Source organism: Rhizobium sp. CNPSo 3670 (assembly GCF_057784555.1).
Map to the genome: position 1 here is coordinate 1 of NZ_JBXSOL010000005.1, position 19,200 is coordinate 19,200.

Annotated in this window: 16 protein-coding genes; 7 read left to right on the forward strand and 9 right to left on the reverse strand. The window is 59.4% G+C overall.

All coding sequences use genetic code 11. The features are described 5' to 3' along the window. Nucleotides 1-77 precede the first annotated feature (77 nt). A complete protein-coding gene (locus AC13QO_RS06245) occupies nucleotides 78-1,103 on the reverse strand; it encodes a LacI family DNA-binding transcriptional regulator (RefSeq protein WP_488540186.1) in 1,026 nt (341 codons plus the stop codon). Between the two features lie 172 nt (nucleotides 1,104-1,275). Between AC13QO_RS06245 and AC13QO_RS06250 the strand changes: the two genes are divergently transcribed. The 6 genes from AC13QO_RS06250 (at nucleotide 1,276) to AC13QO_RS06275 (ending at nucleotide 8,645) form a co-directional block, all read left to right on the forward strand. Then, on the forward strand, nucleotides 1,276-2,535 hold the full coding sequence (locus AC13QO_RS06250; RefSeq protein WP_488540187.1) for an ABC transporter substrate-binding protein: 1,260 nt from the start codon (nucleotides 1,276-1,278) through the stop codon (nucleotides 2,533-2,535). Between the two features lie 60 nt (nucleotides 2,536-2,595). Further along, on the forward strand, nucleotides 2,596-3,477 hold the full coding sequence (locus tag AC13QO_RS06255) for a carbohydrate ABC transporter permease (protein ID WP_085781152.1): 882 nt from the start codon (nucleotides 2,596-2,598) through the stop codon (nucleotides 3,475-3,477). After that, nucleotides 3,470-4,306 carry a carbohydrate ABC transporter permease gene (locus AC13QO_RS06260; RefSeq protein ID WP_488540188.1) on the forward strand — a complete coding sequence of 279 codons (837 nt, stop codon included), beginning with the start codon at nucleotides 3,470-3,472 and terminating at the stop codon, nucleotides 4,304-4,306. The genes AC13QO_RS06255 and AC13QO_RS06260 overlap by 8 nt, the downstream gene beginning before the upstream one ends. Nucleotides 4,307-4,319: 13 nt before the next feature. After that, nucleotides 4,320-5,462, forward strand: coding sequence for an ABC transporter ATP-binding protein (locus AC13QO_RS06265; RefSeq protein WP_488540189.1), 1,143 nt, complete (start codon nucleotides 4,320-4,322; stop codon nucleotides 5,460-5,462). A 49-nt stretch (nucleotides 5,463-5,511) separates the two neighbouring features. Continuing rightward, nucleotides 5,512-6,873 (forward strand): NosD domain-containing protein, encoded by a 1,362-nt coding sequence (locus AC13QO_RS06270; protein WP_488540190.1) that lies wholly within the window; start codon nucleotides 5,512-5,514, stop codon nucleotides 6,871-6,873. Between the two features lie 110 nt (nucleotides 6,874-6,983). Beyond that, complete coding sequence (locus tag AC13QO_RS06275; RefSeq protein WP_488540191.1) at nucleotides 6,984-8,645, forward strand: glycoside hydrolase family protein; 1,662 nt, start codon at nucleotides 6,984-6,986, stop codon at nucleotides 8,643-8,645. A gap of 131 nt (nucleotides 8,646-8,776) precedes the next feature. On the opposite strand, the gene AC13QO_RS06280 is transcribed toward AC13QO_RS06275, so the two are convergent. After that, nucleotides 8,777-9,184 (reverse strand): carboxymuconolactone decarboxylase family protein, encoded by a 408-nt coding sequence (locus AC13QO_RS06280; RefSeq protein WP_085781147.1) that lies wholly within the window; start codon nucleotides 9,182-9,184, stop codon nucleotides 8,777-8,779. Nucleotides 9,185-9,486: 302 nt separating this feature from the next. Here AC13QO_RS06280 and AC13QO_RS06285 point away from each other — a divergent pair, with 302 nt between their 5' ends. Beyond that, nucleotides 9,487-10,416, forward strand: a complete 930-nt coding sequence (locus AC13QO_RS06285; RefSeq protein WP_488540192.1) for a TauD/TfdA dioxygenase family protein — start codon at nucleotides 9,487-9,489, stop codon at nucleotides 10,414-10,416. Between the two features lie 85 nt (nucleotides 10,417-10,501). On the opposite strand, the gene aspA is transcribed toward AC13QO_RS06285, so the two are convergent. From aspA to AC13QO_RS06320, 7 genes are all read right to left on the reverse strand, one after another. Further along, nucleotides 10,502-11,929, reverse strand: a complete 1,428-nt coding sequence (gene aspA / locus AC13QO_RS06290; protein WP_488540193.1) for an aspartate ammonia-lyase — start codon at nucleotides 11,927-11,929, stop codon at nucleotides 10,502-10,504. A gap of 123 nt (nucleotides 11,930-12,052) precedes the next feature. After that, nucleotides 12,053-13,129: an asparaginase gene (locus AC13QO_RS06295; RefSeq protein ID WP_488540194.1), complete on the reverse strand. Its 1,077-nt coding sequence runs from the start codon at nucleotides 13,127-13,129 to the stop codon at nucleotides 12,053-12,055. Between the two features lie 65 nt (nucleotides 13,130-13,194). Beyond that, nucleotides 13,195-14,667 carry an amino acid permease gene (locus tag AC13QO_RS06300; protein WP_488540195.1) on the reverse strand — a complete coding sequence of 491 codons (1,473 nt, stop codon included), beginning with the start codon at nucleotides 14,665-14,667 and terminating at the stop codon, nucleotides 13,195-13,197. Nucleotides 14,668-14,899: 232 nt separating this feature from the next. Next, nucleotides 14,900-15,607: a FadR/GntR family transcriptional regulator gene (locus tag AC13QO_RS06305; protein WP_183701072.1), complete on the reverse strand. Its 708-nt coding sequence runs from the start codon at nucleotides 15,605-15,607 to the stop codon at nucleotides 14,900-14,902. 48 nt (nucleotides 15,608-15,655) lie between these two features. Then, nucleotides 15,656-16,375: a FadR/GntR family transcriptional regulator gene (locus AC13QO_RS06310; RefSeq protein ID WP_097600753.1), complete on the reverse strand. Its 720-nt coding sequence runs from the start codon at nucleotides 16,373-16,375 to the stop codon at nucleotides 15,656-15,658. A gap of 84 nt (nucleotides 16,376-16,459) precedes the next feature. Then, complete coding sequence (locus tag AC13QO_RS06315) at nucleotides 16,460-17,281, reverse strand: bifunctional allantoicase/(S)-ureidoglycine aminohydrolase (protein WP_085781141.1); 822 nt, start codon at nucleotides 17,279-17,281, stop codon at nucleotides 16,460-16,462. Between the two features lie 55 nt (nucleotides 17,282-17,336). Continuing rightward, complete coding sequence (locus tag AC13QO_RS06320; protein WP_488540196.1) at nucleotides 17,337-19,193, reverse strand: ABC transporter ATP-binding protein; 1,857 nt, start codon at nucleotides 19,191-19,193, stop codon at nucleotides 17,337-17,339. Nucleotides 19,194-19,200: the final 7 nt, after the last annotated feature.

Here is a 19,200-nt window from a genome sequence, read left to right on the forward strand (position 1 = left end):
GCAGCGGATCGTTTTGTCGAAGGCAAGGCTCAAACCAGACATGATCATTCGAGGCAGGCAGTAGAGATTCTCCACGCCTACTGAGGGCCAAAGGCGGCAGAGCTACGTTCAACCAGTTTGCAAGGGACAACCCGACCGCTCGGATAAATCTTCTCGCCCGCTATCAAATCGTTCAGCCACTTCGCACCCTCTCCGCCGAGATCGTAGTATGGCAACGCCGCTGTGGTGAGCTCCGGCTTCAGCGCCATAGTGACTGTTCGAAAATCATCAAAGCCGACGATGCTGACGTCTTGTGGAATTCGCAAGCCCAGTGCCATGGCGGCAATGTAGATTTGAATTGCCATTTCGTCGTTGCCGCTCATGATCGCGGTCGGACGGTCGTCTTGTTTGAGCATTTCGGTCGCTGCCGCAAAGACGTAGTTGTTTTCTGCCCCCACAGGCCCATCCATGCCAAGGCTGATAGAGAGGTCGTTCTCTGTGAGACCGAATTCGCTTGTCGTTCGGCGAAATGCCTCCAGGCGCAGTTCGGCTCCCAATAGGATCGGATTGAGCCGGATGTAACCGATTCTGCGATGACCTCGTTCAAGGAGGTACCGGGTAAGATCTCGCGCCCCCTGATAATCATCGGGCTCGATGGACGGCAGGAGCTCCCTTGTTTGCGGCCGACAGTTTATCATCACTGTCGGAATGCTGACATCGCCGGTCTCCGGATCCACAATGCGGCGGTACATGGTTACATACAAGACTCCATCAATGCGATGGGACTGGAACATTTTCCAGATTTCCACCTCTCGCTCGGAAGAACCACCGGTGTTGGCTATCAGGATGGTTTTCCCATTCGCATTGGCCCAGTCTTGAATTCCGCGGACAATATCCACCGAATAAGGCGTCGTGGAAACATAATCGGTGATAATCCCAAAGGTGTTGGAACGGCTGGATCGTATGAGGCGCGCCGCCATATTCGGGATATAGCCGAGGTCCCGAATGGCTTTTTCCACCCTCTCCCGGGTTTCCTCAGTCACGTAGGGCTCGCCATTGATGACGCGAGAGACTGTTTTATTCGAAACCCCGGCCGCTTTCGCGACGCTGACGATGCTTACCATGTCCGCTAATTCTCCTGATGCGGGTCTGTTGTAAACTACACGCATGACAACGTCGACATATTTTTCTGACAACGTCGACAATTACAATTGACAACGTCGTCATAGCGCGCCTATGGTCCCAACGATGGAACAGCCCGAGGCAAGTGCTTCCGGCGGAACAAGGGAGGAATTCATGAAAAAACTGCTTGGCGCCAGCGCGCTCGCGTTCGTTTGCATTGCGGCCTCCGTCAAGGCCGAAACCATCAATGTCCTCGTGGAAGGCGGCGGCGAAATGCTGCAGAAGGCAGCCGCGGAGAAGTTTACCGCCGAGACCGGTATCAAGGTGGACTTCACCGTCGTTCCCTATCAGGGCGTCTTCGACAAATTTTCCGCCGAAATCGCCTCCGGCTCATCGGCGTTCGATGTGGTAACGATCGACGTCGTGTGGAACGCGAAATTCGCAAGCCATGTCGAAGACCTCGCGCCGCTCTTCACCGACGCGGTTCGCAAGGACCTGCCGCCTGCCTTGCTTGCCGACGCGAAGATCGGCGACAAACTGATCGGCATGCCTGCTTGGGCCAATGCCGAAATTGTTTTTTATCGCAAGGACCTCTTCGACAAGCCGGAAGAACAGAAAACATTCCAGGCAAAATATGGTTATCCCCTCGCCCCGCCGAAGACTTGGCAGCAATGGCGCGACATCGCAACATTCTTCACCCGAGACACCGATGGTGACGGCAAGACTGACTTTTGGGGCACCGACACCATCGGCAGCTTCTCCGAAGAGTGGATGGCACATGTGCTTCAGGCGGGCTCGCCAGGTGTGATCCTCGACAAGGATGGGAAGGTGATCATCGACAACGAAGCGCATAGGAAGGCGCTCGAATTCTACATCGCGCCTCACTGCATCGATCATTCCGTGCCCGAAAACGTCAACGAGATTGGCTGGGGCGAAGCTCAGAACCTGTTCTATCAAGGCAAGACGGCGATGATGAAATTCTGGGCGCACGCCTACAAGATGACGCCCGCCGATTCCAAGGTCAGCGGAAAGGTCGGCGTCGCCCCGATGCTGGCTGGCGATGCAGGAATCGCGGCAATTCCGGGTCCTTGGTACAATGTCGTTCCGTCGACCTCCCAACACAAGGACGCGGCCAAGAAGTTCATAGCCTTCGCGATCGCCAACAATGCTCTTGGTATCGAAGCGCCGCTTGGATTGGCTGCGACGAATTCGGCCTATAATGGCTATGCCAGCAAGCCCGGTTATGAGCATTTCACGCCGCTACTTGAGACGTTGGGCGCTCCTGCGACGCAAGGCCGTCCGATGAACGAAAAATATCAGGAAATTGTCGACGAAGCGGTTCTGCCAGCTGTGCAGCAGGCCCTGACATGCAAAGCGGATGTTGGCAAGGTCCTGACGGACGCCAAGGAAACGATCCAAGACATCCTCGACTAGTCCCTCGGCGGCGAGGAGGACGGGTGGTCCTCCTCGCATCATCAGCTTTCGGAGAGCGCCATGTCGGGTGAAGACCGATTCGTGCTGTGCATGCTTGCGCCAGCCCTCGCCATCCTTGGCTTGCTAGTCGCATACCCGGTAGGGCTTTTGGTGTTCGATTCCTTTTTTAAGGTCGACACCATTACTCCCCACATACGAGAATGGATCGGGCTCAAGAACTATATCGACGCGCTAACCTCGAAGCGTGTCGCGGAAAGCGCATTCAGAACAATCCAGTATTCGATCTTTGCGCTGTTCTTCGAATTTACCTTCGGTTTCTGCGCCGCGCTGCTGTTCACGGCGCTCCCCGGTCAATCGCGCTGGCACCGCACGATCTTCACGCTGCCATTAATGGTGCCGCCCATTGTCGCCGGCCTCTTGTGGCGCTTTCTCCTGGTCGGGAACATCGGCATCTTGAACTACGGGCTCCTCCATCTGGGCGTCATCAGCGATCCCGATGCGATTGCCTGGTTGTCCGACGAAGATATCGTCATCTATTCCGTCTCTTTCGCCGATATCTGGCTGACGACATCCTTTGTCGCCCTCGTCTCCTATGCCGGATTGACAAACATTCCCAAAGACCTGCTCGAGGCCGCGCGGATCGACGGCGCGAACGCGTTCAAGCGCTTCTGGCATGTCACGCTGCCACTGATGCGCCCGGTGATCGCCGTCGTCGTCATCGTGCGTGGGGTGGATGCGGCCAAGACCTTCGACCTCATCTGGATTCAGACGCAGGGTGGCCCCAACCACGCTTCTGAAGTGTTTTCGATGAACATCTATCAGCGCATGGTGCGCTTCGGCGATCTCGGCGAGGCCTCGGCCTCCGGCACGCTGTTTCTGATCGTCATGATGGCTCTGGCTGCTGCTGCCTATTGGAAGATATGGAGGCCGGTCCATGCGTAGTGCGCGCCGCCTCAATTTCAACGGCATCGTGATCAATGCCGCCGCGTTCGTCCTCGTCCTGTCCTATGCGCTGCCTTACGTCTATCTGCTCATGACGTCGATCAAGCCGGCAGCGGATGTCCAGCAGATTCCGCCGAGCTTCTTTCCCGTCGTGATCTCTTTCGAGAATTTTCGCGATGTCCTGCAATCGTCGACCCTGCCGCGGGCCTTCGCAAGCTCGCTGATGGTGGCGGTGCTGACAACCATCCTTTCCCTCGCTGTGGCGGTTCCGGCCGCCTATGTCGCGACCCACTATAGGCGCCGGATCACCACCCTGTTCCTGCTTTTCGCGCTGGTCACGCGCATGGTGCCCTCGGTGTCGCTCGGCGTGCCATTGTTTCAGCTTCTGAAGTCGCTCGGTCTGCTGGATACCGTTCCCGGTCTGGTGCTCGCCCACACATCAGCCGCGGTACCTCTTGCGCTTCTTCTCATGGCAGCCTTCTTCGAAGGCGTTCCGAAGGATCTGGAAGAGGCGGCGCGCATGGACGGCTGCACCCGTTTCCAGGCCTTTCTGAAGGTTATTCTTCCGATCATGACGGGCGGAATCGCCGTTACCGCGCTCTTTACCTTCATCACGAGCTGGAACGAGTTCCTCTATGCACTGCTGCTGACGTCAGAGTCGACCAAAACGGCACCGATCGTCATTGCTGAATACAACTCGGTCTATGGCCTGGCCTGGGGAGCGATGACGGCGGCAGCCGTGCTCTATTCACTGCCCGTCATCATCGTAACGCTCGCACTTCAAAAGCAGATCGTCGGCGGCCTGACTTTCGGCGCTGTAAAAGGATGAGGGAGGCTAAGACATGGCCAGTATAGAACTGCGCAACGTCAACAAGATCTACGGCAACAGCTTTCATGCGCTACACGACCTGAGTTTCAACATCAGGGATGGTGAGTTCATGGTGTTTGTCGGTCCCTCGGGATGCGGGAAATCGACGGCGCTTCGGATGATCGCCGGCCTTGAGAGCATTTCGAGCGGCGAACTCAGGATCGGGGACAGGATCGTCAACCATGTCGATCCCAAGGATCGCGACATCGCCATGGTCTTTCAGTCTTACGCGCTGTACCCGCACAAGACCGTGCGCGAAAACATCGCCTTTCCATTGCTGATGGCGGGGTTGCCAAAATCCGACATTGCCAGCCGCGTGGACGAGGCCGCGCGCATCCTCGAACTGACGGCTCTGCTCGACCGCAAACCGGCGCTGCTCTCGGGCGGCCAGCGGCAGCGCGTCGCCATGGGTCGGGCGATCGTCCGCCAGCCGTCCGCCTTCCTGATGGATGAACCCCTGTCCAATCTCGATGCAAAACTGCGTGTGCAGATGCGCGCCGAGATTGCCAGCCTCCAGAGAAAACTCAACGTCACCACGATCTACGTCACTCACGATCAGGTCGAGGCAATGACGATGGGCGACCGTGTCGCTGTCATGAAGGGCGGCGTGTTGCAGCAAGTCGACACACAGCAGAACCTGTACAGTCGCCCCGACAACGTCTTTGTTGCGGCCTTTATCGGATCGCCCTCGATGAACTTGTACGAGGCCGTCCTGAATGGAAGGACGGTGATCCTGGGCAGCAACAGTTTCGAAATTCCTGACCGGGTTTTCGAATGCCGTCCCTCGCTCAACGGTGCGTCTCACCGTCAAATCCTTCTCGGCATCCGGCCGGAGCACATGAATGACGCTTCAATCCGGCCTTCTTCGGCCGAGATCTCGGCGCCGGTCACTCTTGTTGAGGCGCTGGGTTCTGAATCCATGGTGCATCTGAATATCGATGCACCCTGGGTGGATGCTGGCGACCCGGACGCCATCGCCGACATCGGCGACGAAAAAGCTGCTGTAGCCCGTTTTTCCCCTAAGAGCACAGTGCGAGCAGGTGACATCGCGCGCATCGCTGTCGATGCCGAAGAACTTCACTTCTTTGACCCGGGCACCCGTACCAGCATCTGGTGATGGCACAGCCAAAAGACAAGATTAACCCTCGCTGTCCGCGGAGATGATAATGATTAGCGAAAACTGTTACGACGTTACGAAGTATCCATCAGGCAATTCCCGTGAGGATATTGGCGCCGTCATCAATAACATCATTGCGGATATCAAGAACAGGCAAGCGGTAGTCGATGCAAATGACGGCGGAAAACCTGGATCAGTTATCTATATACCGCCAGGCGATTATCGTCTTGTCACTCAAGTCGTTATAGACGTGAGCTATCTGAAGATCGTTGGCTCTGGGCATGGTTTTACGTCGTCGAGCATCCGCTTCAACACACCAGCAGGCGAGTTGACCCACTGGCACGAGGTGTGGCCGGGCGGAAGTCGAATCCTTGTGGACATTTCTCCAGAGGCCACAGACGTTGAGGCTGCTGGTGCCGCGTTTTATGTCAAGCGCAATGGAAATCCTCGTATAAGCTCTGTGGAGTTTGCTGACTTTTGCATCGATGGCTTGCACTTCATCGATGATGGTTCGGGGCAAGACGACGCAGAAAACACATACAGGAATGGCAAAACGGGAATCTATGTAGGCAGCGCCAATGACTCATTTCGAATAACCGGTATGGGCCTTATCTACCTGGAGCATGGAGTCACTGTTCATGATGCAGATGCGCTCGCGATAGATAATAATTTCATCGCAGAGTGCGGCAACTGTATCGAGCTGAAAGGTATGGGGCAGGCCTCAAGAATAGCAAATAATTTTGTCGGCGCCGGATATAGGGGACACTCAATTTACGCCGAGAATTACGCGGGCATTCTGGTATCCTCGAACAACGTATTTCCGCGAGGAGCAAGCAGTCTCCATTTCTCCGGCGTGGTGCGTTCCTCGGTCACGGGAAATAGGTTCCATTCCTTCTATCCCGGAATGTTGGTGTTTGCTGCTAACTGCTGCGAGAATTTGGTCTCCTCAAATCACTTTCTGCGAGATCGCGAGCCATGGGCGCCGATGCAGAAGTACGACAATGGCTTGGATGATCTGTTTGGGCTTCTGCAGATTGACGGCAGCAACAATTCGCTGATCGCGAACCATATTTCGCACACCATTGACACCCAATATATCAAGCCTCCCGCAGCAAAACCTGTCATGATCAATGTAGTTTCCGGCAGTGGAAACTACATAGCCAACAACCACATTGTGGCCACCACCGAAATACCTCAAAAAGCCGGGAGCGATGCGCCAAACAGCGCCTGTTTTTCAACACAAGTGCGCGCATTGCTTTCAATCGGGAATTCGACTTCGCGCGACGTAACGACCGTGCTGGTGCAAAGGAACTCGGTGGGGAATACGGTCCTGGACTGCGGAAACGTCGAACAAGTGGTGATGGACCGAACGGTAAATGCATTCAGGGGCACTCCGGCTCCTGGGCAATAGACCGCAGCCGCCAGGCCTCTCCCGCCGGTCGTGGGACCACAAGTCCTCTTCCAAGAAAAACCTGGGCCAGTCTTCGGACCGGCCGTTCTTCACTCAGATTGCGTCTCCAAATGGCTAAAGCGACTGTCTCTTTTGTTTCGGGCGAGCGTTTGGAATTCTGGGCCGTTGGCCCCGGGGCCGTCAGTATTTCGCAAGATGGTGAGACCCTCTGGCATGTGCCCGCTTTCGAAGCTCATCCATCATACTATGCCTATCATCACCGCGAGGCCGGCAGCGTTGTCGTTGAATGGGATCAGCCGGAAGCATTCCTCTGGGCCTACTCCTACGATCCGGCAACCGTTGCGGAGGCCGGCATAAAGCTATGGGAATTCAGCACGGATGAAATTCTAATTCGCGCAGGAAAGGAAATTGGCTCATGGCTGCGAGGCGATCCTCAGCGGCCTCGACTTCATTTTTCTCCTTGTCGCAACTGGATGAACGATCCCGTGGGTCTCTGCAGGATCGGCGAGTGCTGGCACCTGTTTTATCAATTCCATCCATGCGGCGGCGACTGGGGGCCAATGCACTGGGGGCATGCTACTAGCCCTGACCTGTTCAGCTGGACACACATGCCGGTTTTTCTCCATCCGGAGCAGAACCTCTGGCGTCTCGGTGCGACCGGAGGCGCATTCTCCGGCAATGCATTTCAGGACAGGGATGGCAGCCTGATGTTCTTCTATACAGAACGCCTGCCCGCCTATGACCTTTTCAAAGGTTATCGAGAAATACAGAAGATCGCCCGGCCGGACCGGCGGATGATCAAGGCGGAAAGCATCTCGACCGTGCTCGAGCAGCGCCCCGAAGGAGTCGAGCACGATTTCCGCGATCCAAAGGTGTGGTGGGACGGAGCCTCCGGCGCTTATCGCATGGTGCTCGGCGCCTCCATTCATGGCGACCCGGCAGTCTTGCTTTACGGTTCGGAGGATCTGCTTGAGTGGAAATACCTGGGACCGCTCTACCGTGCACCGCCCTTCTTCCGCGAGCAGGGCGCCAGGGCAGTTGAATGCCCCGACTTTTTTCCCGTCGACGGCAAATGGGTGCTGATCATGGGACTTGTCGGACACTGTGATCCTGACAGCGGGCGACACAACCTGCTCTATGGGCTCGTCGGAAGTTTCGTCGATGACCGCTTCATTCCGGACTCCGATGCGCTGCAACTCCTCGATTTCGGCAGCGACTTTTATGCGATGCAAAGTTTCGCGACGGGTGGCAGGCAGCTTTCCTTTGCGTGGCTCTTCAATTGGCAGTTCCGCAAGCCTGCCGGATCGCCGTATTCCGGCGAGTTGTCCTTACCCCGCCAGCTATCGCTGGATGCGCGCAACAGGATATGTATGAGACCCGCTGACGAAGTGGAGGAGGCCCTCACACATGCGCCTCTGCCTTCCGCTGAACCCGGCAGATATGTTCTTGACGAAGCGCCCGTCGATATCCGACTGAACGGAATGCTCGACGGAACAAGGATCACCGCGACCGAGGCCGGACGATTGTCATTTTCCATCGTGGTGGAAGATCAAAGTATCTCCGTGCAGCTGCCACAAGATGACGGATCGATCCGTTACGCCGCGATGATTGCCGATGCGACGGATCTGAGAGTCATCCACGATAAGGGCATCTTAGAGATTTTTGCTGACGGAGGAGCTGTCTGCGGCACGCGACGCAACTATCTCAACGTCAGACCGGACAAGCTTGTTATTCTGTCAAAGGCACATGTGAGCGCTTTCAGCGGGGAGTAATCGCATCATGCTGAAGTCGTTGAGGTAGCCGCAAAGTTAAGCAAAGTTGGAATGCAACACTCTCCGCATTTGATGATGCGGGAGATTGCGGACGGGACTGGTTGCATGTGCTTGATCTGAGACATCGTTTCCTATCGCACCTCGAATTCCGGATCTGTGGGAATCTGCATGGCGAGAGCGAGATGATTTGTCTGTGCGGCAAGGCCGATGATCGTCAGGAGTTCGCCATGTTGGGCATCGGTCATGCCGCGCGCCCGGGCGGCTGCGGTATGGGATTGAATGCAGTACTGGCAGGCATTGGCCGTCGACACGGCGATGTAGATCATCTCCCGCGTCAACGGATCGATGGCGCCTTCGACAGTCATGACCGATTTGAGCGTCTCCCACACCCGCTTGAGATTTGCGGGATCGTTTGCGAGAGCACGCCAGAAATTGTTGATGAAATCGGTCTTGCGTGTCGCCCTGATGTCATCAAACACGGCTTGCACGGCCGGAATGGCTGCCGCCTCTTGGTCCGACAGGAGTTTAACTGTTGCCATCGAAAGTTCCTTTCCGCGCGCCGGTCTACGGCCTCAAGCATCACTTGCTCGGCAATCCCACGCTGACGGCGGAACATACGAAGAAATGACAACGCCCGCCAGCCTCGCCTCCCGGCGAGGAAAATCGAAGACGGCCGTTTCAGGAAAACAGTCAAATTTAGAAATTATTGTCTACAGATTTTGTAGATTATAAGGTTCCATAGCCCTGTCGACTTTCAACGATGAGATTTCGAACGCCCGATGAATCCTTCATCTGGCTCAAGCGACCTTCCGACTTCTTCCAATATCAACAGGAGATTTCCATGAGCAATCCGGTTCTCGTCAATCAGATCATTCCCGAGTCCGACGTCGTGCCGCTGACCGGCCGTGTCGGAGCCGAAATCAAGGGTATCCGCCTTGGTGGAGATCTTTCGGATGCAACGGTGACGGCCATCAATCAGCTTCTCTTGAAACACAAGGTCATCTTTTTCCGCGATCAGGGACATCTTGACGATTCCGCCCAGGAAGCCTTCGCACGCCGCCTCGGCGATCTTGTGCCGCATCCGACCCAGGGACCGGTCGCCGGCACGGCGTCCATCCTCAATCTCGATTCCAGCCGCGGCGGCGGCAGAGCGGACCAGTGGCATACCGACGTTACCTTCGTCGACGCCTATCCCAAATTCTCCGTCCTGCGCGGCGTCGTCATCCCGGCGGCCGGCGGCGACACGATCTGGTCCAATACCCATGCCGCCTATGAAAGCCTGCCGGCGCCGCTCAAACTGCTGGCGGACAATTTGTGGGCCATTCACAGCAATGCCTATGATTATGCCGCCGTTCGCCCGCGCGCCACCGCCGAAGAGAAGAAGCATTTCGAGGAAGTTTTCACCTCCACCATCTACGAGACCGAGCATCCGGTCGTGCGTGTCCATCCGGAAACCGGCGAAAGATCGCTGCTGCTCGGCAACTTCGTTCAGCGCCTTGTCGGCCTGTCGAAGAGCGACTCCGTAAAACTCTACGAGGTGTTCCAGTCCTACGTCACTGCCCCGGAAAATACCGTGCGCTGGCGCTGGAGAGCCGGCGACGTCGCGATCTGGGATAATCGCGCCACCCAGCACTATGCCGTCAACGATTATGGCGACCAGCACCGGGTCGTCCGCCGCGCCACGGTTGACGGCGATGTTCCCGTCAGCATCGATGGCCGCCGCAGCACAACCCATGTCAAGACTGCCAAGCCGCAAGCCAAGGCGGCGTGATCGCACACATAGGAGTGTTGCCCGGCCCATGATGCGACAAGAGCTTCATGGGCCGGCCTTCGCAAGGGGAAATGAGCCGCATGCCCTACGAGAAGGAAAGCCTCTCGCTCGGCCGGGTCAGCGTTTCCGGGCGCAAGACCGCATCGAGATGCTCCTTCTGCATCAGGCCGCGCTCGAGAATGATTTCGTAGACCCCACGGCCCGAATGATGCGCCTCCAGCGCGACCTCCGTGGCATTGCGATAGCCGATATAGGGGTTCAACGCCGTCACGATGCCGATCGACTGCTCGACTGTCTGGCGCAGCCGGTCACGGTTGGCGGTTATGCCTTGAATGCAATTGGCTTCGAGCGTCAGGCAGGCATTGGTCAGGTGGCTAAGACTGCGGTAGAGACTGTAGAAGATCACCGGCTCGAAGGCGTTCAGCTGAAGCTGGCCGGCTTCCGCGGCCATGGTGATCGTCACGTCGTTGCCGATCACCTCGAAAGCGACCTGGTTGACGACTTCCGGGATGACCGGGTTGACCTTGCCCGGCATGATCGACGAGCCGGCCTGGCGCGCCGGCAGATTGATCTCGTTCAGGCCCGCGCGCGGCCCCGAAGACAAAAGCCGCAGGTCGTTGCAGGTTTTGGACAGCTTGACCGCCACGCGTTTGAGCACGCCCGACAGCTGCACGAAGGATCCGCAATCCTGCGTCGCCTCCACCAGATCCGGTGAGGTCACCAGATCGACGCCGACGATATCGGACAGGCGCTCGCGCACCAGCGCCGCATATTGGGGATGGGCGGTGATGCCGGTGCCGATAGCCGTGGCGCCGAGGTTGATCTCGCGGATCAGCGAGACGGCTTCGGCAAGGCGCGCCTCGTCCTCCGCGAGCATCAGCGCGTAGGTCCCGAATTCCTGTCCGAGCGTCATCGGCACAGCGTCCTGCAATTGGGTGCGGCCCATCTTGAGGACGTCGGCGAACTCGACCGCCTTGGCCTCGAACGACCGGCGCAGAACGGCCATGGCATCGACCAGACGGTGAACGCCGATCCAGGCGGCGAGCTTCAGCGCCGTCGGATAGACGTCGTTGGTGGATTGCGAGAGATTGACATGCTCGTTCGGATGCAGGTGCTGGTAATCGCCCCTGTCATAACCCATGATTTCAAGCGCCCGGTTCGCAATCACCTCGTTGGCATTCATGTTGGTCGAGGTGCCGGCGCCGCCCTGAATGAGATCGACGACAAAGTGCTCGTGCAGCGCGCCGTCGCGAATCTCGACACAGGCGGCGATGATGGCGTCGGCGCGTGCCCGATCGAGAAGGCCGAGGCTTGCATTGGCCTGAGCCGCTGCCTGCTTGATCGCGGCGAGCGACGCAATCAGATCCGCCGATTCACGCAGGGTCTGACCGGTAATCGGGAAATTCTCGACCGCACGCAGCGTATGCACGCCGTAATAGGCCGAGGCCGGCACCTCGCGATCGCCGATCAGGTCATGCTCGACGCGGATTTTCGCAATATCGGAGATAGTCATGGCTGGACTTTCGAAAGCGGCGCTGCGGACCTGAACTGCGGCGGCAGGCCGGAGAGATGATCGGTTAGGCGCGGCAGAATTGCCGCGTCCGGAAGCGTCGTTGTATCAAGCTGCAGGACTGGACTACTCCCCCTCCGGCTCCGGTATGCGCAGCCTGAACGGAAAGGACACGCCACCGGTCGAAACACCCATGGTGTTCACCCGCTTGGGACGATGGAACGTTGCAAGCTCATGGCGGAGTTCGGGCGAACCGATGCCGAGCTGATCGAGGATTTCCGTCACAACCGCGTAGAGGATTTCGATGTTGCCATCCTCGACCTTGACCGAAATGCCGAGCGCCCCATCCGCCCCCGATCGCCTGGTGTCATCCGAGGCGCGCACACCGATTGCATAGCTGGCATCGGCGCCGAGCTTACCGATCAGCGCGCCGTTGAACGCGCGCATCAGCACTGTGCAGTAACGCCCCTCGCCCGCGACCATTGCGGGGTAGCGCGCCATCGCCCGGAAAATGCGAGCGAGTGCTGCGTCTCGTCTCGACAAACCCTCCTGCCCCTCGCCCCGATCTGCTGCCGAAGCAAGCTTGGCGTAGAGGCGCGCCAGGCGATCCAACGGAAAAGCGGGCGTCGGCAGATTGCATCCGTCGATCCCCCATTCGACGTCCTGCGGATCAAGATCGCAAAGTTCAGCGACTGTACGCTTCACGAGCACCTGCATCGGATGATCCGGCAGGTGATAGTCTTCGGCGCCCGCGCCGATGGCCCGGGCGCCTGCAATCATTCCAACATGTTTTCCCGAACAGTTGCTGCAGACCGCCGACGGCGTATAGTCCTGCCTGATCCAGGCGCGGTTCACGGTTTCGGACAAGGAAGGATGGCCGCCGCAGCGAAGATCGGCCTCTTCTGCCCGGATCTTCGCCAGCATGGTCCGCGTGTGCGCGATATGCCGCTCTTCGCTGCTGTGCGAAGCGCACATTAGCGCGAGATCCGCATCATCGAAGCCGTAACGCTCGATCCCACTCGTCTCCAGGATGGCGAGCGCCTGGGCCGGCTTGGCGGCAGACCGGGCAAGCGTCAGGCGCGTCGGGTTTCCCAGCGCATAAAGCAGCCGGCCTTCTGCATCAACGACCGCCGCATGGACGCGATGGCGGTTCTCGACGATGCCGCCACGGTCGGTGACGACGAAATCCTCACTCGGGATCATTTCTCTCTCCATTGAAGCGGCCCCGGCGGCATTTGGCGCCGGGGCAAGCCTTGCTGTCGCGCCGGTCAGGCCAGATCGAAACCGCCGCGATCGTCGCCTTGTTCGGCCGCGATCATGTGGATGCGCTCCCGCATCAGAAGCCAGCCGACCACCAGCGCCGGAATGATCAGCAGCAGCGACGCGACCGTGTAGGTGCCGACCGGATAATCCAGCGCCATCAGGATCACGACGACCGCAAGGAAGCCGAGCGTCAGCACGCCGGTATAGGGCGCGCCGAACATCCGGAATTCGGGCCGCGCCAGCTTGCCCTGACGCGACAGGTGCCACAGCTTGAGCTGGCACAGAACAATCACACCCCATGCCGCGATGATGCCGAGCGCGGCGACATTCAGTCCGATCTCGAACGCTTCTGCCGGAACGGCGGCGTTCAGCACGACGCCGAAGGCGGTCACGACAGCCGTCACCGCAATGCCGCCATAGGGCACGCCGGATCTGTTCATCTTCGCCAGCGCGGCCGGCGCCGAGCCCGAAATCGCCATGGAATGCAGGATGCGGCCGGTCGAATACAGGCCGGCATTGAGCGACGACAGGACCGCGGTCAGCACGACGAGGTTCATGACGACGTCGGCGCCCTCGACGCCGATCTTGCCGAAGAAGGTCACGAACGGGCTCTCGCCGCCCTTATAGGCGGTATAGGGCAGCAGCAGCGACAGCAGCAGAACCGAGCCCACATAAAAGACCACCAGGCGCAGCACGACCGTTCGAATCGCGCGCGGCATGACCTTGCGCGCATTTTCGGTTTCGCCCGCGGCGGTGCCGATCAGCTCGATCGAGGCATAGGCGAAAACCACGCCCTGGATCACCACAAGCGCGGGCAGGATTCCGTTCGGGAACATGCCGCCGAAGTCGACAATCGTATTGAGGCCTGGAGCGTGGCCGTCGATCGGCGTGCCGGTCACAACGAAGTAGACCCCGACAAGCAGGAAGACGACCAAAGCGAGAACCTTGACGAGGCTGAACCAGAATTCCAGTTCGCCGAAAACCTTCACCGACAGAAGGTTCATTGCGAGAACGAGAACCAGCGCCGCCAGCGCAAAGACCCACTGATCGATCATGGCGATCCATGGAACGTAGGCCTTGAAGAAATTCATGTAGAGAGCCACGGCGGTGACATCGGCGACCGCCGTCATCGCCCAGGTCAACCAGTAGAGCCAGCCGACCGCGAAGGCGAGCTTTTCACCGTAGAATTCACGGGCATAGGAAACGAACGAACCGGAGGTCGGGCGGTGCACGATCAGTTCGCCGAGAGCCCGGAGAACGAGGAACGCGAAAAAGCCGCACAAGGCATAGACCAGCACAAGCGCCGGACCGGCAGCGGCAAGCCGCCCGCCCGCGCCCAGAAACAGCCCGGTGCCGATCGCTCCGCCGATGGCGATCATCTGGATCTGCCGCGGCTTCAGCGCCTTTTTGTAACCGAGATCCTCCTCGGCGAAAATCTGCCCATCGGCCTCGGTTCTGGTGGATTCCATCACTGTCATTTCTCCTCCCTCTCCTGGGTTCGGCAGCCTCCCCGGCCGCCCTCCGCGCAGCTCCGACAACATGTCAATCTGCTATGCGGTCTGACAGGTTTAGCGGATAAATGGAAACATACACCTCCGTCAAGCTCCTTCGTTTGAGGATGTGCATTATATGGAAGCCGGTTCGCCCATCAGGCAGCTACCGATGCGGACGCAACGGTGTGTCAGAAAGCTCCGATAGCGTTGGCGCCGCTTAGCGCGGTTCGGCGCCGATGATGCGATTGACGGCCGCCTCCACCTTTTGGAGATGGATTTCCATCGCGGCCCGGGCTTCGATGTCCGAGCCTGCGCGGATGGCCTCGACGATTGCGCGATGCTCATCATTCGACTCCTGCCGCCGCGGCCCCAACACCGTTAGAAGGCCGGATTGCTGCGCCATCGCCTCCCGAACCTCATCGACGATATCGCGGAAGACGGCATTCTTCGATGCAGCGGCGATCAGTCCATGAAACTCCGAATCCAGCTGCACCCAGGCCTCGGTATTTTCCTCTTGCTCCATCTCGTCGCAAAGCCTGAGCAACCCGGACAGTTCGTCATGGTTTCGACGCAGCGCCGCCCAGCCGGCGGCCGACACCTCGACGTGAGGCCGCGCCTCCCTCAGATCACGCGCCGAATAATCGCCGTAACTGATGTCTCCGTCGCCGGCAGCCGCAAGCACATATGTGCCGCTGCCCGTTCGTGTCTCCGTCAGCCGCAAAATCTGCAGCGAGCGCAGCGCCTCCCGCACGATCGGGCGGCTGACGCCATATTTTGCAGCGAGCTTGGCTTCTGACGGAAGTTTCGAACCGGCGGCGAAACGGCCGGAAAGGATCAGGCTGCGCAATTCCTCGAACACAAGTTCCGAGGCGCTTTTGCGACTGAGGGTCGCGGAATCGGACAGCCAGTTTTCTAGATCGTTCATCGCTTGCATTCGATCGGCCGCACGGGACATCCGGGCGTAAATTTGAAATCATGCCTTCTGGGCAGTTCGCCTTTCATCGGAAATCCCGATGATGGAGCGCTTGACCTCCAGCAGGTGCTCTGCCATTGCCGCCCGCGCATCCTGCTCGCTGCCTGCAGCAACTGCCTCCAGAATTCGGCGGTGCTCCGCATTGGACCTTTGGCGCCGCCCGCGAACATGCTCGACCAGTTCCGACTGCGTCGAGAGCGCGCCGCGAACATCGGCGACGACTTTCCGGAAGATCGCATTGCCTGAAGCCTCCGCGATTTCTCCATGAAAGGCCGCGTCCATCCGCACCCATTTCTGGACATCCTCCTCCTCATCCATTCGGTCGCACAAGGATGTCAGCCGGGCCAGCTGCTCGCCCGAACGACGCAATGCCGCCCAGCCGGCTGCCGGGATTTCAATGCAGGGCCGCGCTTCCATCAGGTCGCGGGCGGAATAGGCGCCGCCGCCGAGCTGCCGCGCGGGGCTGTCCGAAACGATGAAGGTGCCCCGGCCGGTTCGGGTTTGCGTGAAGCCCAGCGTCTGCAGGGAGCGAAGCGCTTCACGCACGATCGCCCGGCTGATGCCGTAGCGTTCGGCCAGTTGCACCTCCGAGGGAAGACGGCTTCCGAGCGGCAGTTTCTGATCCACAATGGCCGTGCGGATATCTTCGAAGACCGCTTCGGCAGCGTTTCTTCGGTTGATTTCGTTCTTCTCCGACAGCCATGAATCCATATCCCGCATCGAACGACGATGCGTGTTAACCAGAGAGCTGTCAAGCAACCGGACAGGTGCGAGCCTGCCTCGTGTGCGGCCTATGCGAGCCGCCTACCAGAGCTTCATATGCCGATTGACATCTTTGTAGAGCAGGTAGCGGAAGCGGCCGGGACCGCCGGCGTAGCAGGCCTGCGGGCAGAAGGCGCGCAGCCACATGAAATCGCCGGCTTCGACCTCGACCCAATCCTGGTTCAGGCGATAAACCGCCTTGCCCTCCAGCACATAGAGGCCGTGCTCCATGACGTGCGTTTCCATGAAGGGGATCACCGCACCCGGCTCCAGCGTCACGATATTGACATGCATGTCGTAGCGCACATCGGCCGGATCGATGAAGCGGGTCGTGCCCCAGCGGCCGTCGGTGTCGGGCATGGCCTGGATCGGATGGTCATCCTCATGCGTAAAAATTGCCGGCGGCGGCTCCAGCCCCTCGACTTCCTGGAATGCCTTCCGGACCCAATGGAAGATCGCCGCGGTCGAACCATCATTTTTGAGGCGCCAAGCCGAGCCGGCCGGAAGATAGGCGAAGGAACCGGCGCGCAGCGCATGGCTGACGCCCTCGAGCTCAACCGTCATGCCGCCTTCGACGACGAAGAGCACCGCTTCGGCTCGTTTGTCGGGCTCCGGCCGGTCGCTTCCGCCGCCCGGCTGAACTTCCATCACATATTGCGAGAAGGTTTCGGAGAAACCGGAAAGCGGCCGTGAGAGCACCCATGCCCGCGTTCCCGTCCAATGCGGAAGGAGGCTCGTGACAATATCGCTCATGACGCCGCGGGGAATGACCGCGTAAGCCGTGGTGAAAACGGCCTTACCGGAAAGCAGTTGGGTCTGCGGCGGCAGGCCGCCGAGCGTCGAAAAATACTCTGTCTTGTTCATCGGTGCGGCTTTCCAAGCATTTGTCTCCGCATCTGCTTTATGCGCCGCTGATCCGTTAGGCAACTCCCAGCCCGGACGAGCGCTCGGCCATGACCAGATGGCCCGGCCCGACCTCGCGATAGGAGGCTATCGGAGGGGCGTAGTCGACCGGGCGCATCGGGCTCTTGATCTCGTCGTTCGCCGCCATCCGCTTCTCGTGGCGGCGGTCGGGATCTGGCACCGGCACGGCGGCGATAAGCTTCTTGGTATAGGGATGCTGCGGATTTTCGAAGACGGCGGCGCGCGGGCCGATCTCGACGATCTCGCCGAGATACATCACCGCCACGCGGTGGCTGACGCGCTCGACCACCGCCATGTCATGCGAGATGAACAGGAAGGCGAGGTTGAGACTCTGCTGCAGATCCAGCATCAGGTTGATGACCTGCGCCTTGATCGAGACGTCGAGCGCCGAGACGCTTTCGTCCGCTACGATCACCTTCGGCTGCAAGGCAAGCGCGCGGGCGATGCAGATGCGCTGGCGTTGGCCACCGGAAAATTCATGTGGGTAGCGCGCCGCCATATCCGCGGACAGGCCAACCTTCACCAGCAGGTCGGCGACGACCTCCCTTGCCTGTTTCGCATTGCCCATCCGGTGTTCGAGATAGGGTTCGGCGATCGCAGCCCCCACCGTCATGCGCGGATTGAGGCTGGCGAAGGGATCCTGGAAGATCATCTGCACGGATTTGCGCATCTCGCGCAGCTCCTTCCTGTCGAGGCCGAGCACCTGCCTGCCCTCGACGAGAACGGAACCCGCCTGCGGCTCGATCAGGCGCATGATGGCTCGCCCCGTCGTCGATTTGCCACAGCCGGATTCGCCGACGAGCGACAACGTCTCGCCGGCATGAAGATCGAAGGAGACGTTTTCGACCGCGTGCACGCGGCTGGTCAGCCGGCCGAAAAGGCCGGAATGGATGTCGAAGCGCTTGGTGAGGTTCTTCACCTGCAGGACGGGCCTTGCCGCGACCGTATCGGCAGCCTCGGCGGGAATGTCCGATTCGCCCGTCGCGGTGTTAACCACGGGAAAGCGCAGCGGCCTCTGCCGGCCCTGCATCGAGCCGAGCACCGGCACGGCGGACAACAGCGCCCTTGTGTAGGGATGTTTGCCGCGGTGAAAGATATCGGCAGTGGCGCCGCTTTCCACCTGTTCGCCGCGATACATCACCACGGTCCTGTCGGCGATCTCGGCGACGACGCCCATGTCATGGGTGATGAAGAGAACAGAAGTCCCCTCCTCTTCCTGCAGCAGCTTGATGAGATCGAGGATCTGCCCCTGGATCGTCACGTCGAGTGCGGTCGTCGGCTCGTCGGCGATCAAGAGCTTCGGCCGACTGGCGAGCGCCATGGCGATCATCACCCGCTGGCGCATGCCGCCGGAAAAACGATGCGGATATTCGTCGAAGCGCGAGGCGGCCGAGGGGATACGGACCTTTTCCAGCAGCCTGATCGTCTCGGCCCTGGCATCGGCCTTGCTCATTGCGGAATGGCAGAGCAGCGCTTCGGAGATCTGATCGCCGATGGTGAAGAGCGGATTGAGCGAGGTCATCGGCTCCTGGAAGATCATCGCCACCTCATTGCCGCGCACCTGCCGCATCGCATGTTCCGGCAGGGCCAGCAGGTCGCGGCCGCCGAGCATGACGCGGCCCTCGATGCGGCTCGTCTCCGCCTGCAGCAGCCGCATGATCGAAAGCGAGGTGACGCTCTTGCCCGAGCCGGATTCGCCGACGATCGCCACAGTTTCACCGGGCGCGACGGTGAAGGAAACGTCGCGCACGACCGGTTTCCAGGCGCCGTCGACCAGGAAGGACGTGGTCAGCCGGTCGACGGAAAGAACGGGGCTCAATGTCTCGATCGGCTGGGCTTGGGCGTTGGCCATATCGGCT